We start from the raw sequence: 16015 nt of genomic DNA, 5'->3' as shown, positions 1-16015 counted from the left end.
ATACCTCACTGTTTTAATAAGATTTTTTACTAACCCGCAAAGTCAGTAATCTTATTTTACTCTGAGGTATTTTTTTCTCAACCCTCTTTCTCGGAATTCCCTATATTTGAATTATACAGGAAGCTCCTGTATTAAGTTTTTTGCCATTTACGGATTATTGCTTCGAAAAGGAAGCGCCGAAATGAAAGAACGGCCGGACGGCCGAATACTGCAGCAGCATAGATACTGCTGTGTGACGAAATAATAATAACATACTAATTTAATAATATCAACATCAAACTCAGTCGGATACAGAACTTTTTCACGAAGAAATATAGTTTCAGGCCAACTCAAACATAACGAATCCTTACTTTACACCAACTTTTTTCTGTAATACCCGTAAGGCATTTTCACCTTCTGCCTGCCAAAGGTGATGTCCGGAGCCAATGGCCTGTGCGGCGGGGCTGTCAGTTACCGGCGGTGCGGGGGGCCTGTCCTGGCGTATGGGGCCTTGGGGCAGAGGGCGGCGGGGAGGGGGAATTCACCGATACTTACGAAGTTTTGGAGCTGTTTCTTAAAGTAACCGAAGGAAGCTTTACCCGCAATACGGCAGCTGTCTGAGGAGCCTGCGACGAGTTCCTGCCGTATCAGGGTTGTAAAAGCTTCCTTCGGTTACTTTTAGAAACAGCCCAAAACTGAATAGTATCGATGAATCCCCCTCCCCGCCGCCCTCTGCCCCAAGGCCCCATACGCCAGGACAGGCCCCCCGCACCGCCGGTAACTGACAGCCCCGCCGCACAGGCCATTGGCTCCGGACATCACCGCCTCCCCTCAGGAATGAATCCGGCTGCCGGTGTTTTTCTTTTCTATGAAAATCTGGCTGCTTATTCTTTCCTGCAGTTCAGGCACATGGGAAATAATCCCGATCATCCTGTCGCTCTCCACCAGTCCCATCAGCGCGCTGCAGGCCTGATCCAGGGACTCGGAGTCCAGCGCGCCGAAGCCCTCGTCGATGAACAGGGCTTCCACCCGGATTCCCCCGCTCTCCGCCTGGATAACATCGCTCATGCCCAGCGCCAGGGAAAGGGAGGCCTTGAAGCTTTCCCCGCCGGAAAGGGTTTTCACGGAACGGTATTTACCGGTGTAATAATCCATAACCCGGATTTCCAGGCTGTCCTTGCTTCGTCCGTCGCCCGCCTCCTCCACTCTGGACAGCTCGTACCTGCCTCCCGTCATCCGGCGCAGACGCAGGTTGGCGGCCTCCAGGATATCCTCAAAATAGCCGGAAAGCACATACTGCTCAAATACCAGCTTGCGGGCATTGTTCCCTGAAGCCATATTGTCCAAATCGCGGATGATACCATAGGCCTTTTCCCGCTTCTCCATATCGTCCTTTTTCGCCTTCAGGAGCCGCAGGGTACGGGCGGCGTCTGAAGCGGCAATACTGCAGTCCGTGCGCAGACGCTCTCCTTTTCTTTTTTCTTCCCTGAGTTCGTCCCGTTTTTGGGCTAAAGGCGCGGTATCCGTCTTTTCCTTTCCCTTCAGCTCCTCTTCCATATGGGCGCAAAGCTCCGTCAGAGAAGCGGCCTCCATCCGGTAACGGGAGATGCTCTCAGACAGACGCCTTCTTGCTTCTTCCTCAAGAACCGCTTCCAGATAGGCCTCTTCCCCGGAAAATCCGCCGTTTTCCAAAGCCGCCTGCCATTTGCCGCGGGCTTCCCGGCATTCCTTTTCCAGAGCCGCCTTATCCGCGGCCAGCCGTTCCAGATTCTGCCTGCGCACTGTCTGCGCGGTTACCAGGCCTGCATAGCGTTCCGCCTGCTCCTGCACCTGCGCCCGGCTGTGCTGTCCGGCAAAATCCGCTAATGTTTCAGGAAATGCTTCTATCTCACCGTGCAGACGTTTTTCCTCCTCCGCAAGCTGCCGGTTCTGCTCCTCCTGGGCTTCCAGCTCCGCCCGGGCCGCCGCCGCCAGGCCATGTAGCAGGGTCAGCCTGGCGCTGCTTTCCTCATAAGCCTCCTGCAGCCGATTCAGCTGCTCCTCGTCGGGCACGTCCTCATCTGTGTGCGCTACCTTCGGATGTTCCAGGGAACCGCAGACAGGACAGGGCTTTCCCTCCTCCACCAACCGGGCCGCAAGCCCGATTACGGCCCTGCGGTACCGGTTCTGCGCCTCAGTCAAAGCCTGCTGTTTCTCCCCTGCCTCCTTTTCCTGGGCAAGGTAATCCGACTGCTGCCTAAGAAGCTTTTCCCCCAGCTGTTTCTTACGCTTCTCTCCTGCTTCCTGCCGGGCCTTCTGCTCCGCCTGCGCCTGCATGATATCGTAAAACGCAAGCAGCCGTTCCCTGTTTTCATAAAATTCCCTGCAGGACGCAAGCCCGGCCTCATCCCTGACGATAGCCTCCTGCTCCGCCTGCTGCTGCCGGGAAAGCGCCGCAACCTGCTTTTCCAGGGAGTTTACCAGCTGGTATTCCGCGCGGATTTCCGCCGCATGCTCCGCACGCTTCAGCCGCTCCTCCTCCTGCTTCATTTCCTCCGCCTTTTCCTTCAGCCTCTCCAGCTTTTCCCGCGTCTCCTGCAGCCTGGCAAAGGATTTTCGGACGCTCTCCGCCTGTTCCATCTGCTTTTCCAGCTCCACAAGCTCTCCATCCACCCTCTCTGCCTGCTTCCCGGCCGCCTTCTCCGCTTCCCGGTACTGTTTTTCCAGCTGTCCGAGCCTTTCCATCAGCAACTCATAAGAATAACCGCCGCCTTCAGTGAGTTCCTTCCAAATCTCATCCTCCGTGGAAAACTGGCGCACATCCTCATCCATCCGGTGACGGTACTCCATCACTTCCTTATACAGATTATTGGCGTCCTCCCGCAGTCTTGCCGCAAAACGATCATAGAGCGCCGTATCAAAAATCTCCCGGAAAATCCGCGTTTTTTCATTGGGAGAGGCCGTGAGCAGCCGGGCGAATTCGCCCTGGGCGATCATGGAAATCTGCTTGAACTGCCTGTAATCCAGCCGCAATATTTCCTGGATTTTCCTGGTCACCTCGCTGCTGCCCTCCACAGCGGTCCCGTCCGGCAGTGTGAGCACCGCTTTTTCCCGCTCCTTTGTCATGGCGGCTTTGCCGTTTTTCCGCTTCTTCGGCCGCATGTATTCCGGGTTCCGGTAAATCCGGTAACCCTCTCCGTTATGCTGCATCACAAGCTCCGCGAAGGTGGGCGTGTCATCCTCCGCAAAGTCGCTGCGCACACTGTTTTTTTCCCGGATTTCCCCGCTCATGTTTCCGTAAAGCGCATAGGTTATGCCGTCAAAAACCGTTGTTTTTCCCGCTCCGGTCTGTCCGGTAATGAGAAAAATGCCGTTTTCCGACAGCTTTGTAAAGTCCACGGTCTGGCTGTCCCGAAAAGGACCCCAGCCACACAGCGTCAGCGTAATTGGTTTCATTCCTATCCCTCCTGTATATCACAGGCCCGCCTGCAATACTGCATCGTCCAGCAGCTTAAAAATTCCTTTCAAACCTGCTCCACCCTCTTCACCGTTTCTTCCGTCACCTGTTTCCTCGCTTCATCCATCTCACTGCCGCGCACCAGGCTGTAAAAATCAGCAAAAAGCTCCGCCGTACTCTTCCTGCGGATGGCATGCCGCTGCATCGCCGACAGCCGGATTTCCTGCTCCCTTTTGGAAAGCACGATCTGACAGATATTGGGGTATACGCTGCGCAGCGTCCCGATGGGATCAATCAGTTCCTCCTCGTTGGTGAGCACGGCCTGAATATAATCCTCGGCCTGCGCGCCTTCCGCGCCCCCCTGCTCCATCAGTTCCTCCAGGCTTCCCCTGATTTTACGGAGCCTGTGAAGGGGAACAAGGGGTCTTTTTTTCACCGAAACCTCTCCCTTTTCCAGAAGCTCCACCACATTGATGCTCTTTTCATGCCCGCATTCCGAAAAGCTGTAGGCCAGCGGCGCTCCCGCATACCACACATTTCCCGGCCCCATCTGCTGCGGCTTGTGAATATGCCCCAGGGTCACATAATCAAAGGGGGCAAAGCAGCGTCCGTCCACGTTGTCAATGCCTCCCACATGAATGGTTGTTTCCGCGTCGGAAAGCTCCGGCTCCCGCTCCTGCCAGGTTACAAAAAAATGGGTGATCAGCACATTTCTTTCCTGCTCATCCAGCTCTTTTGGCAAAAGAGAGGCCACCGCCTCTTCCGTCGTCCTGCAGCCAGCCGCTGCCGGGCGCACAAAGGGCATCAGGTAAAAATTCACCGGGCCGTATTCATCCGTAAGCGTCACCTGCTTCAACGGAGAACGGCTGGCCCCTGCAATATAAAGTCCCTGCTTTTCCAGAATTGCCTCGCCGAAGCCAAGACGCTCCGGCGAATCATGGTTTCCCGCGATTACCAGCACCGGAATGCCCTCTGCAAGCAGCTGCGTCAGAAATTCATCCAGCAGCTTCACCGCCTCCGCCGGAGGCACCGCCCTGTCGTAAACATCCCCGGCAATCAGAAAGGCATCCGCCTTTTCCTCTCTGGCCGCTTCCAGCATCTGGTCCAGGATATAACGCTGATCCGGAAGCTGTGAAAAGTCATTCATGCTTTTCCCGATATGAAGATCCCCTGTATGAATCAGTTTCATCTGATTCCTCCTTTCTCTGCCAGCAGGGCAGAGAAGCACAAAGGCATAAGCCCGCCTCCGCTGCCTGTGCAGCGCATATCGTAACCATGCATCAGGCTCCGGCCTGCACCAGCAGCCGGCCATCCTTCGCATACCAGCGGACGCCGTCCGTAATCACGTAATCCTCGCCGCCGCGCAGTGCTTTTATGAAATCCTGTCCATCAGCCAGCTTCCTTGGAAACGCTGTCCCTCCTCCGAAAATCGTAGTGGAATGGACATCCGAGCCGCCCGTCACAGGAAGCCCGTGTTCCTTTGCATAAGCCCTGGCCTGTCCGTCCCAAACCGTGCTTTTATGGGATAAGCTCAACGGACTGGTATGGGTTGCGTTCAGACCCTCCACACCGTCAACAAACTCAGGGAACAGCCGTACCTCCGGGATATAAGCCTCCTCCCGGAACGGATGTGCATGAACCACCATGCCGCCCCCTTCCTTTACCAGGCGGTACTGCTCCTTTACATCTGCTTCCTTTATTTGGGGATGCGCCGCCAGCCATTCCGGCGTCAGCCCGTAAATCAGGAATTCCGTCCCGCAAAAGCCGGCCTCCCAGCCGAAAAAAACATCAAGGCCAAGCCTTTCCCCTTCTGCCCTTGCCTCCCGGTAGCCCTTTGCGAATTCCGCCGTCCACTCCTCCCAGGGAAGCGACCTGTCCACCGCCGTATTGCCTCCCCAATTGTGATCCGTCACAAAAATCCCGGTATAGCCCGCCGCCTTACAGGCCCACGCCATCTGTGCCCCTTCCGCTTTCCCGCAGGCGCTCCCCTGCGAAGTGTGAAGGTGTGTCTCATATAAATAAGGATATGCTTCCCTAATCGTTTCCGCTGTCCATTCTGTCATGACTCTTCCTCCTGTAAAACCTGATGTCAGTTTATCCAACCATTTTTCCGTCTGGCCTGCACTATCGCTCCACCGCACTCCAATTACACAGAGCTTCGCGTTGTGTAACCCTGCGCAGCTCATCCCGCACCTCCATCAGTGCAAAGCCCAGAAGGTTTTCTCCCCGCCATTTTAACGGGTCCCTGGCCTCCGGTGAAGCTGCCGGGAGACGAATCCCTCAGATGCCGTCAAAAGGACTGGCCTCTGCCAGCACGCTGTCCCCGGTGGAAAGCAGGAAATCGCGCAGCGCCCGGTTTTGACTGAATTTGCACCAGTTGCCGTTCAAAACAATGGAATATTTTGCCCTGTCCCACAGGGTCTGGTCGAAATTCCGTACCTTCCTCCCCAGCGCCTTAATCTGCTTCGGATCCCGGCTCTCCAAAATCTGTGCGCGAATCTCCCCATCTCCAAACAGCTCCGCTTTCGCTGCCATCATGAATTGCTCCATACAGCAGTAGGTATGCACAACTGACCAGTTCCTCCGAAGAAAGGTCTTCCAGCCAGGAGAAAAAACGGCCTATATAATCTTCCCCATAGCCCATTCGCCAACCAATAGAGTACCGCTCAATTTCCGGATAGGCCAGCCAGGGCGGAGGCATCAGTTTTTTATCTTTTAAGTACATATACATCATCCTTTCATGTGCCTGAACACTTTCTATTTTATTTTTTCCTGACAATCACTACATTCTTTATAGCAGACAAGGCACTTCATCCCGCATGGAGCAAACATTAAAGCATAGTCCCATATACAAAGAGTGGGGGCATTTTCGATAAAGCCCAGATAAACCCCATTTGAATTATCACCACCGTTTTAAGAAAAGGGATTCCTAATTTTGCCTGTAAAACTCAATAAGCTCTCCCGCATGCTCAGAAAAAATATTTGTACAATAGTATCCTGTTATCATCTTTTCACCTCTTCAAAATCAACTATTCTTTTGCCAGGAAGCCAACTTATGTACAGTAACCTACACACAGACCAGCCTGGCTATACGATCCGCTGATTCCTCTGTCAGCAGGAAGAAACTTTCATCATTCTATAACCCGGAAATCATACGTTGCCTGTGTTCCCGATAAAGCAGCGCAAAAATCAATGTAAATCCGTTTTATTCTTTCAAACTCCATCTAACATAGGCCCATTGTCTTTTCGTATTATCAACATTTTCATCATCTACAGGAGTTCCACATTCCTGATAGACATAAAAATCATAAAGATTTTCTCTATGCTTATCAAAATAATACTCCGTTCCGTTAATATAAGCATATTTTATTTGTTCCTCTGTAAGTTTACCGCCGTACTCGTAACCATCTGGCAGTCCCATATTTGACCAGTGGAGCTGCCTTCCATGCAGGACAAACTTTTTTTCCACATTCCTCAGGATAGAGGCGTAAGCGATTTTTGAAACCTCCGACACCCGTGACCGATCCAGCCCGAACTCCTTAATTACCAGCTCAATCTCATTTCTTATCTCTTTATACTCATGGTTTTCCATAGTCCACTCTACCATCTGATACCGGAATTTACATTTGTTTTACACAAACATCATAGCACAAAAAGTCATTATGTTTTGCCGGAATGATCTTAAATTCAGTATCCCTGTATCCTCGTTTATAATGTATTTTTTTCGCAGGCAGCAAAGCGTCCAGTACAATCTCTGATTTGTCGAATACACTCCATCCCCCACAGATAAAAACGCAGGGTCAGGATTATTCCATTTTCTCCGAAATCATTTCAGTTCTACAATGACAGACCCCTTCATTGCATCCGCATCCTTCAGTAAACTGCTGTACAGGCTTTTCGATACAGTTTCAAAACTCAGGCTTTTATCATCTGTCAACACGACAAAGCAGCTGTCTTTCTCAGCATTAGGCATTCTCCCGTTTAACTCCAGCCTGTACTTGTATATGGTATCATCACATTTCCATGTGCCATCCTTCATTTCATCCTCTCTTTCCTGCGCTTAATGCCTAAATACCAAACAATCCATTGGATTCACTGCCGCCCGGGCATTACAATTTACATATCATTATATATTCTTCTTCATTTTCAGCAACCGTTTGAAATCCGACATTTTTATACATATTCACGGCATAATTGGCTTTTTGGACTGCTAAAGAAGCCTGTTTATAACCATTTTCCCTTAGCAGGGCAAGCATCCTTTTCATTAAAGCCGTACCGATTCCATAGCCTCTGTACTCTTTATATAAGGAAATCGCAAATGAAGGGGTTTCGTTATCTATATGGCCGTAATCATCCATAATACGGACCCAGGCGGCGCCAATGATCTGAGCATTCGCCTCTGCAACCAGGCCAAAATCTCCGGCCCTTTTTCCAAACCCGGCTACATACACCTGTAATTCCGGCTTCTTTATTATATTTTTTTCCGGCGGCTGTACTCCCTCCGGAACAAATATTGCCTCATATAAGAAATCCTCTAAAACAGCTGTCTCATTTTCATTTATTTCCCTGATTATATAATTCATTCCATACCTCCGATTATCTGCCATTTAGTAATCCATTCCTGTTTTATCCCCAGATATCCGGAATATCAGAGACTTTCAAAGCTTTCATTTCTTTTTCCATTCAGCAGACATTCAATATCATCAAGCCTTTTATAATATAACTGTCTTGTCCTCTCTAATTCCTTTAGAACGCAGCTTCACGTTCTTTTGCCATTTCAGATAATAAAGTTGGCAGGTCGGGAAAAGTTAAATCTTCTGCGTATTCTGCCCGTTCTACAAGTATTTCAAAATCCATGCTGTCAATCATTTTCCTGCTCCATTCCCGGTTTTCTTCCTGTTGCGAAAGCGCAGGCACACTTTCCTCCGTGAGTTCCAAATCGCGGCCGAAAGACCACAATTTCCGCTCCGCCTGTAAGTCAGTAGAACCTTCATAGGGAAAGAAAGAAATAGACATATAGTTTTCTCCCTCTTTTGTGCAGTGCATTGTCACTTTGTTAAATTCTCCGTTTTCATCCAGATAAAACAGTAACTCCGCAAAAGTTATCTGCTGCCCGTCTATCTGTGCTGCGGGGTACTCCGCTTTCAGCAAATTCTTATGGTCAGAAGCCATAGGGATATATTTACAGGTAAGTTTTACATCCTCCAGTTCTAAAAGTTGACAGGCAAGGTCCCATTTTTCCTTTGCAAAATTCACTGTTTCAAGTTTTTCCCACTCCATATCACGATAAAATAGCTTGTCATCGGTATAGTAATACAAACGCCACAACACAATATTCATTATACAACACTCCACCCGCATACACAAACTTTTCCTGTAAACTGTTGGAACCGTCGAATTTCCATATAATTTTATTATGGATTTCTTTTCCAATCAGTTCTTCCTGTATTCATTATTTCGTGCTATACTAAGGATTTGAGTGAAATGCTAATCAGAGTTTGGAGGGAAAGAAATGTACTCACTTTTACTTGCGCTTATTTATGTGGCTTTTATCAGTCTCGGACTTCCCGATTCGCTTCTTGGTTCGGGCTGGCCTGTTATGCACAGTGACCTGAATGTGCCGATTTCCTTTATGGGAATCGTTTCCATGGTTATTTCAGGAGGAACGATTATCTCAAGTATCCTGTCCGACAGGCTGACAAGAAAATTCGGCACCCGGATTGTAACTGTTGTCAGCGTATTTCTGACAGCGATTGCTTTATTTGGATTTTCCATTTCAAGCCAGTTCTGGATGCTGATTATTTTCGCAATTCCTTACGGTTTCGGCGCCGGGGCAATTGATGCCGCCCTGAATAACTATGTAGCTATTCATTATACGTCAAGACATATGAGCTGGCTGCATTGCTTCTGGGGCGTGGGAACAATTGTCAGCCCGTTCGTCATGAGCTATGCTTTAACAAATTCCACCTGGAACAACGGCTACCGTATTGTCTCATTCCTGCAGCTGGGCATAGGGGTGCTTTTGCTTGTAACCCTCCCTGTCTGGAAAACTAACGGGCAAAATGCAGATGCGAATGGAGAAAGCATCGGAATAATCGGTGCACTGAAAATCAAAGGCGTTCCTTTTCTTTTAACCGGCTTTTTTGCCTATTGCGCTGTGGAAGCAACTGCGATGTACTGGGCCAGCACTTACCTGGTTGAAGTAAAGGGCATAACAGTAGACCGGGCAGCCCAATTTGCCTCGCTGTTTTACATAGGGCTGACCATCGGCCGGTTTCTCGGCGGTTTTATTATGAATAAGCTTGGCGACAGAAGGATGATTCTTCTCGGCACCTGCATTTTATCCTGCGGGGTCATTTCTTTGATGCTTCCCACAGGGAATCAGCTCGTCTCACTTATTGGCTTTATCATTATCGGATTCGGCTGTGCGCCGGTCTATCCCTGTATTATTCATTCCACACCGGATAATTTCGGCGCGGAATATTCCGGGGCGATTATAGGGATCCAAATGGCAAGCGCCTATATGGGCTCCACCTTTATGCCGCCACTGTTTGGGCTTCTAGGCAGCTTAATCAGCTTCAGAATACTTCCCGTGTATCTCGCTGTTTTTATTATATTAATGATAACCATGACAGAACTGACCTTCAAAATCACAGCCAAAAAAGACGGTGAGAACCGTTCATAAGGGCTGCTGCACCTCCGCGGACGATGGGATACCCTGGAAATTAAAATACGAATGTTAAAAAGCGGAAAATATTCCCGAAAGGATATTGGTCGCCCCGTGGATAAGCCATCTGGGATAAACAGATCCGTCCGCTTTCTTTTCATTTATGTATCCCATCGTCCACGCGATTGCCGCAGTGAAGGCTGGTATTGCACTGAAACCAGCCCCTGAAAACGCGGAAACCACGGTGGGAACGTCTTTCAGCGCATACAGACTGAATTCGCCCACAATCCCGTCATTTCATTTTTCTCCTAATCCATGCTTTCTACAGTAACGCTGAAATTCCCGTTTACAATGCATTCCAGATAAAACAAAAAGCAAGGACACAGCCCCATGCGTTCCCTGTTTTCTTCTTCACTATCAACATTCCGTAGATTGCAATAAAAGTAGTAATTAATTCAATGATTCCCCAGAAAGAAAAACTGAGCGGATGAAACAGCAGACAGATTATTCCACAAGTGATGGCGCCATAGTCTAACCATTGATTTTCTGAAGGATATCTTCTGTCAATTATCTCACAGATAACAGCATAGTTAAATCCTTCAAAAAACCCCCAGACAATTACAATGAGCGCCATCCCCAGGACCGAAACCGGAAAACCGGCCACCAGCACATCATTGGTTATCAAAATGCTGAAAGGCCGATAACCGTCGAACTGTCCGCTGGCAAAAATATAACAGATCGAGGGGATAAAACATAAAAACGTTCCCACTGCTGCCTTGCCAGCATTCTTTCTGTTTAATCCAAATGCTGTAAATTTTTCCTTCCGCAGAATACAGACAATGGTAATTCCCAGCCCCGCAATTCCAAACTGGACACCTGCATTCAGCAGCAGACGTGGAATAATTGAAATATCACTGTCTTTAACAAAACCCATCAGTTGCTCTCTCATTACCGCAAACAAAAGGAAAACTCCAAATGTAACAATTGTTACAATCCACAAATCCACATCCAGTTTTTTCTGTTCTGCACTTAACTGCTTTTTGGCCATACTGCCTCCTCTCAAATATCATGGTTATACATCTTCGCAATAATTCCACGCCGCTTCCAACCTGCCACAGCTTAAAACCATTTGCTGGGAATTGTAAGAAAGTAATCATTTTTCTGCCTGAAACCAAGCTTCTCATAAAATCCCCTGGCCATATCCGTCTGCACCAGCCACTCAGAGCCTTCACAGGCCTGCCTGCATCTTCGCACCAATTCACTGCCGATGCCTTTGTGTTGAAAAGCAGGCAGCACGGCCAAATCGTAAATGACAGACCTAAAATGCAGATCACTTAAAACCCTTACACATCCAATTAATTTTCCATCCGCCCACGCAGAAAACACAAATGTGGAATGAAGGAAGCCGATATTAAAATTATCAATCATCTCCTGCGTCGTCTCTTCCTCTTTTGCCCAGCCAACCGCAAGAAATATTTGATATAACTCATCACAAGGCAAATCCTTATGCTGTTTATATTCTATGTTCATTTTTATCCCCCTGACCGCAGGCCGCCCTGCGATACTGCATTAACTTATCCTCCAAATATCAATCAAATACCGCTTCGCAGGCAACGGGGCATCAAGCCACAAACCCCTTATAATGGAATCTAAATCCATACTTACTGCCATGCCGGCCTTCGTCTTATAAAAAAAATTAGTTTTTGTCAGGATCATTAAGTAATTTTTGAATTCTTTTTCAATTATTCAATTACATTGTAATGTAAATAAAAATCTCAGTAAAGAATTTTTTATATAGCATTGTATTTTTTCCAACATTAAAATGCAAATTTAATTTTCTATATTATAAAATGCCAGAATTATTAAAAAAACGATGTCCGTCCATTCGCATCTGCTCTTTCTAAAAAAACGTGACAAAATATTTATTACGGGGCGACATGCTATTTTACCCTTACATGATATGTTCCATAGAAGGTGGTATCTCAGAAGTCTGTTACATAATTGCTCGCTGAAATAAATCACCTTCTGCTAAAAAGGACTGACACACTACCTTACGTGCGTCAGTCCCAAAAAAATCTTTTTATTCATAAATAGAACAAATAAATATCAGGATATCCATAACCATTCCACAACACATGTTACAGAATAGTCCTTACCCATCCTTCCGGTCCTTCAATTCTTCCCATCTGGATTCCGGTCAGCGTATCATACAGCTTCTGGATAACCGGCCCCATCTCGTCCATGCCGCTGGCAAAGCAGATATCCCTGCCGTGATCCACTACCTTTCCCACAGGGCTGATGACTGCTGCCGTACCGCAAAGTCCGCATTCCGCAAAGTCCTTCAGTTCCTCCAGCTTTACAGGACGTTCCTCCACTTCCATTCCCAGCATATCCTTTGCCACGACTACCAGGGAACGTCTTGTGATGGAAGGCAGGATGCTGTCTGATTTGGGGATGATGATTTTGCCGTCTTTATCTACAAACAGGAAATTCGCGCCTCCTGTTTCTTCCACATAAGTCCTGGTGGCAGGATCCAGATAGAGGTTTTCGTCAAAACCATTAGCATGTGCGGTCACACATGCATGAAGGCTCATGGCATAGTTAAGGCCGGCCTTGATATGTCCGGTTCCATGAGGAGCCGCACGGTCAAAATCGCTTACGCACAGGGTCAGAGGCTTTGCGCCGCCCTTAAAGTAAGGCCCTACCGGCGTTACAAAAGCACGGAACTGATATTCCTCCGCAGGCTTAACGCCGATTACCGGAGAGCTTGCAAACATATAGGGACGGATATAAAGAGTGGCTCCGCTTCCATAAGGGGGAACCCATGCTGCGTTGGCCGTCACAACCTTATCGATGGCATCCAGGAATCTTTCCTTGGGAAATGCAGGCATCTCCAGACGTTTCGCACTGTCAATCATACGTTCCGCATTCAGATCAGGACGGAAGGTTACGACACGTCCGTCTTCGGTCGTATAAGCTTTCAGCCCCTCAAATATTTCCTGGCAGTACTGCAGGATTCCTGCGCATTCATTCAGCTGAATGGTAGGATCCTCTGTCAGAGTTCCTTCATCCCAGGCCCCGTTCTTATAGTTGGATACATAGCGCTTATCCGTTATGTGATAACCAAATCCCAGATTGGCCCAATCAATATTTTTCTTTTCCATCGCAGCTCACTCCTTTGTTATAAACTTTACTGATTTAATTCATTGAATCCTATTATAGCACTATTTTTTTATCAGTCAAAGATTTTTTTCATCACATAATTCGTGAGCTTAACTCCCTTTCGCACCACCTGCTGTTCCTTCATCACCCGATACCCGGCCGCATCCATATCCGCGAATCCGACGATTACGCCGTTTTCCTCCGCGACAAAAGTATCATGCTCCAGAAAGGAGCGGTTCCAGGCCGCGGTATCCACCTTGCCGTCGGCCCAGGCATCCAGCTGTTCTTTTATATAATCCGCAGCGTTTACCTCATGTACCGTATCGTAAAAAAGCGCCGCCATTTCCCGGCAGTCCTCCGGCCGGTATTCCCTGATCTCCATTCCATCCTCCTGTATGCACTGCTGCTACAGCATCTTCCTTTTCCGCAGAATCCGTATCACAATCAGGCACAGCCCCAGCGTAATCAGGCAGATGATCCCGAAGCCAAAGGGCGTATTCGCCAGCGGCATCCATTTTTCATCCACGTTCATTCCGTAAATCCCGGAAATAATCGTGGGGATCGCCATAACGATTGTGATGGACGCCAGGTATTTCATCGCGGTATTCAGCCGGTTGTCAATCACCGCCGAAAGCAGCTCCCTGGTGCCCTTGATGATATCCCGGTAAATCTGGGTCATCTCGATGGCCTGCTGGTTTTCCACCACCACGTCCTCCAGAAGCTCCTGATCCTCCGGGTACTTTTTTATCTTGCTGTAGCGCACCAGGCGCTCCAGGACCATTTTGTTGGCACGCAGGGAGGTGTCAAAATATACCAGGTTGGATTCCAGCTCATGCAGATCGATAAGATCCACATCTTCCGTATCCCCGCCGATATGCTCCTCAATCTCCTTCCGCCTGCGATCCACAATCCGCAGATAGGACTGGTACAGCATACAGGTACGCAGAAAAATCTGGTAAATAAAACGGATCTGCTTTTTCGTGCTGAATTCCTTTACCATGTTATCCGCAAAGGATTTTAACACAGGCGTATCCTCCGCACAGACCGAAATCAAAGTATCCCCCGCAAAAATCAAACCAAGAGGGATGGTGGTATACGCCTCCCTCTTGTGTCTGTATTCTATGGACGGTATGTCAAACAGTATCAGTGTATAATCATTGCTCACATCCACACGGGAGCTTTCCTCATCATCCAGCGCCGCCCGGATATCCGCGATATCCACCTGAAATTCCCGCGCCACCAGAAGGCATTCCTCCAGAGAGGGATTCACAAGATTCACCCATGCGCCGGGTCTGAAATCCGTTACTTCGCGAAGCAGATTTTTTTCCGTTACATATCTTCTCATCATAGCCAGGTTCCCCGCTTTATAACTTTAATAACTGTTCAGTCCCCCTCACAGTTACCATTTTTCTGTAATTTCAGAACCATCATAACACAATTATATGTTTTTTTCCAACCGGATTTTACGGGACACGGGCACCTGACGGCAGAACGGAAAGGGACCATAACAGTTCTCAATGCACCTGCTTATCCCTCCGTCCCCTGCTCCATCTGCGCCAAATCCGCCATATAAATACAAGGCTTCCCCTCTCTGTCCGACACAAATATCACATGCCTGTTATCCTCCGTAAAGCAGGGATGGGGGTGGGAATCCTGGGGATTGCCGTGCACCGCCCTCCAGGACGTCCCATGGTAGCACAGCTTCCTTTCCTCCCTCTTTTCCACATCCACGAGGTAAATGAAATCATTCTTGATTTCACCGCCTTCCTCCGGCTGGTCCTTCAGCAGATGAATCGGCACATCGCTGCCCTGGGCATCTCCCACCATGTACCGGTTTTTCCGGTCACAGATAAAATGGGCGTAAGGAGAACAAGGCATAAAAATCTCCTCCTCCATGGTATCCGGATCGATCATACGGATATTCTCCACCTTTTCTCCGGTGGTTTCCCGATAGACAAAGGCCAGCTTTGACCCGTCCGGAAGCCAGAATTCATGAGTCAGAATCAAATCCGAAGGCTGCTGCCTGCAGCAGCGGTAATTGCTCCCGTCGCTCTGGACCAGCCACAGTCTGGCGTCAATAAGATCGTAAGGGCCTTCATGGCAGAACATGATGGTATCCGGATCCCCGGGACGGATCTGCGCATGCCCGAACCAGCAGTCATCCTCCAGCACCGTATGGAAGCTGCCTGTCTGCAGATCGCAGTAAACGATGCGGCAGTGAGGCTTCGCCTTGCAGGTAATCGCAAAAAAGTCCCAGTTTGCCCCCTTCTTCTTCTCCGGCAGGGAATCCCTGCGCGTCTCCACAATGGCAAGGAAACGGTTGTCCTCGCTCATTCCCCAGTTTCCGCCGTTCCAGCCCTCCGGAATGCGGTATACACACTCCCTTTCCAGCGTTCCCAGGGAAAGTTTCCAGATCGCCTGCTCCTGCTGGTAAAAAATATGCCTGTCATCCGCCGCAATCAATCCGCCGTAATCGTCCAGCCCTTCCCCTTCCGTCAGCTGCACGGCATCACCCGATGCCAAATCCATAAGATAAAGCTGACGCTCGCCGCCAATTTCCGCACAATACAGCAAATGAGAGCCATCCGCAGTCGTCATACGGTTATAAAAATACATATGGTGACTCACATGATCCGGCTCCGTGAGCCTCACCACCCTCGTTCCCGTCTGTTCATCCGTAAACTCCTGAAACCGATTCTTAATCATATCTCCTGCCGCCATCTTTTCCTCTCCTTATTCTCCCACCCACCGTTTTTTCTATACTCCGAAGG

At 48.9% G+C, this 16015-nt stretch carries 16 protein-coding genes; 1 reads left to right on the top strand and 15 read right to left on the bottom strand.

Translation table 11 applies throughout. The annotated features are described in order from the left end of the window. Positions 1-810 precede the first annotated feature (810 nt). The 8 genes from FYJ45_RS12850 to FYJ45_RS12815 all read right to left on the bottom strand — a co-directional run bounded on the left by FYJ45_RS12850 (position 811) and on the right by FYJ45_RS12815 (position 8848). Positions 811-3414, bottom strand: coding sequence for an AAA family ATPase (locus FYJ45_RS12850; RefSeq protein WP_154464903.1), 2604 nt, complete (start codon positions 3412-3414; stop codon positions 811-813). Between the two features lie 68 nt (positions 3415-3482). Further along, complete coding sequence (locus FYJ45_RS12845; RefSeq protein ID WP_154464902.1) at positions 3483-4604, bottom strand: exonuclease SbcCD subunit D; 1122 nt, start codon at positions 4602-4604, stop codon at positions 3483-3485. Between the two features lie 91 nt (positions 4605-4695). Next, positions 4696-5478 carry a PHP-associated domain-containing protein gene (locus tag FYJ45_RS12840; protein ID WP_154464901.1) on the bottom strand — a complete coding sequence of 261 codons (783 nt, stop codon included), beginning with the start codon at positions 5476-5478 and terminating at the stop codon, positions 4696-4698. A gap of 217 nt (positions 5479-5695) precedes the next feature. Then, positions 5696-5953, bottom strand: a complete 258-nt coding sequence (locus tag FYJ45_RS32195; protein WP_334296511.1) for an NADAR family protein — start codon at positions 5951-5953, stop codon at positions 5696-5698. 667 nt (positions 5954-6620) lie between these two features. Next, positions 6621-7007 (bottom strand): hypothetical protein, encoded by a 387-nt coding sequence (locus FYJ45_RS12830; protein WP_154464900.1) that lies wholly within the window; start codon positions 7005-7007, stop codon positions 6621-6623. Between the two features lie 234 nt (positions 7008-7241). Continuing rightward, positions 7242-7454 carry a hypothetical protein gene (locus FYJ45_RS12825; RefSeq protein ID WP_154464899.1) on the bottom strand — a complete coding sequence of 71 codons (213 nt, stop codon included), beginning with the start codon at positions 7452-7454 and terminating at the stop codon, positions 7242-7244. Between the two features lie 70 nt (positions 7455-7524). Further along, positions 7525-7998 carry a GNAT family N-acetyltransferase gene (locus FYJ45_RS12820; protein WP_021638058.1) on the bottom strand — a complete coding sequence of 158 codons (474 nt, stop codon included), beginning with the start codon at positions 7996-7998 and terminating at the stop codon, positions 7525-7527. 163 nt (positions 7999-8161) lie between these two features. Further along, positions 8162-8848, bottom strand: coding sequence for a hypothetical protein (locus FYJ45_RS12815; protein WP_154464898.1), 687 nt, complete (start codon positions 8846-8848; stop codon positions 8162-8164). 79 nt (positions 8849-8927) lie between these two features. Here FYJ45_RS12815 and FYJ45_RS12810 point away from each other — a divergent pair, with 79 nt between their 5' ends. Beyond that, a complete protein-coding gene (locus tag FYJ45_RS12810; RefSeq protein WP_154464897.1) occupies positions 8928-10100 on the top strand; it encodes an MFS transporter in 1173 nt (390 codons plus the stop codon). Positions 10101-10154: 54 nt separating this feature from the next. Here the strand turns inward: FYJ45_RS12810 and FYJ45_RS12805 are convergent, their stop codons facing one another. The 7 genes from FYJ45_RS12805 to FYJ45_RS12775 form a co-directional block, all read right to left on the bottom strand. Then, positions 10155-10367 (bottom strand): hypothetical protein, encoded by a 213-nt coding sequence (locus FYJ45_RS12805; protein WP_154464896.1) that lies wholly within the window; start codon positions 10365-10367, stop codon positions 10155-10157. Between the two features lie 61 nt (positions 10368-10428). Next, positions 10429-11130 carry a hypothetical protein gene (locus FYJ45_RS12800; RefSeq protein WP_154464895.1) on the bottom strand — a complete coding sequence of 234 codons (702 nt, stop codon included), beginning with the start codon at positions 11128-11130 and terminating at the stop codon, positions 10429-10431. A 71-nt stretch (positions 11131-11201) separates the two neighbouring features. Then, complete coding sequence (locus FYJ45_RS12795; protein WP_154464894.1) at positions 11202-11612, bottom strand: GNAT family N-acetyltransferase; 411 nt, start codon at positions 11610-11612, stop codon at positions 11202-11204. 608 nt (positions 11613-12220) lie between these two features. Further along, a complete protein-coding gene (locus FYJ45_RS12790; protein ID WP_021638065.1) occupies positions 12221-13246 on the bottom strand; it encodes a branched-chain amino acid aminotransferase in 1026 nt (341 codons plus the stop codon). 71 nt (positions 13247-13317) lie between these two features. Continuing rightward, entirely contained in the window at positions 13318-13626 is a 309-nt protein-coding gene (locus FYJ45_RS12785; protein WP_154464893.1) for a GNAT family protein, read from the bottom strand. Between the two features lie 24 nt (positions 13627-13650). Continuing rightward, positions 13651-14592: a magnesium transporter CorA family protein gene (locus FYJ45_RS12780; RefSeq protein WP_154464892.1), complete on the bottom strand. Its 942-nt coding sequence runs from the start codon at positions 14590-14592 to the stop codon at positions 13651-13653. Between the two features lie 179 nt (positions 14593-14771). Continuing rightward, on the bottom strand, positions 14772-15965 hold the full coding sequence (locus tag FYJ45_RS12775) for an oligogalacturonate lyase family protein (RefSeq protein WP_154464891.1): 1194 nt from the start codon (positions 15963-15965) through the stop codon (positions 14772-14774). Between the last annotated feature and the right edge of the window lie 50 nt (positions 15966-16015).

Origin of the sequence: Eisenbergiella porci, from assembly GCF_009696275.1 — a bacterium.
GTDB lineage: Bacteria > Bacillota > Clostridia > Lachnospirales > Lachnospiraceae > Eisenbergiella > Eisenbergiella porci.
The sequence above is the reverse complement of the archived record's forward strand: the minus strand, read 5'-3'. Positions and strand labels throughout refer to the sequence as shown.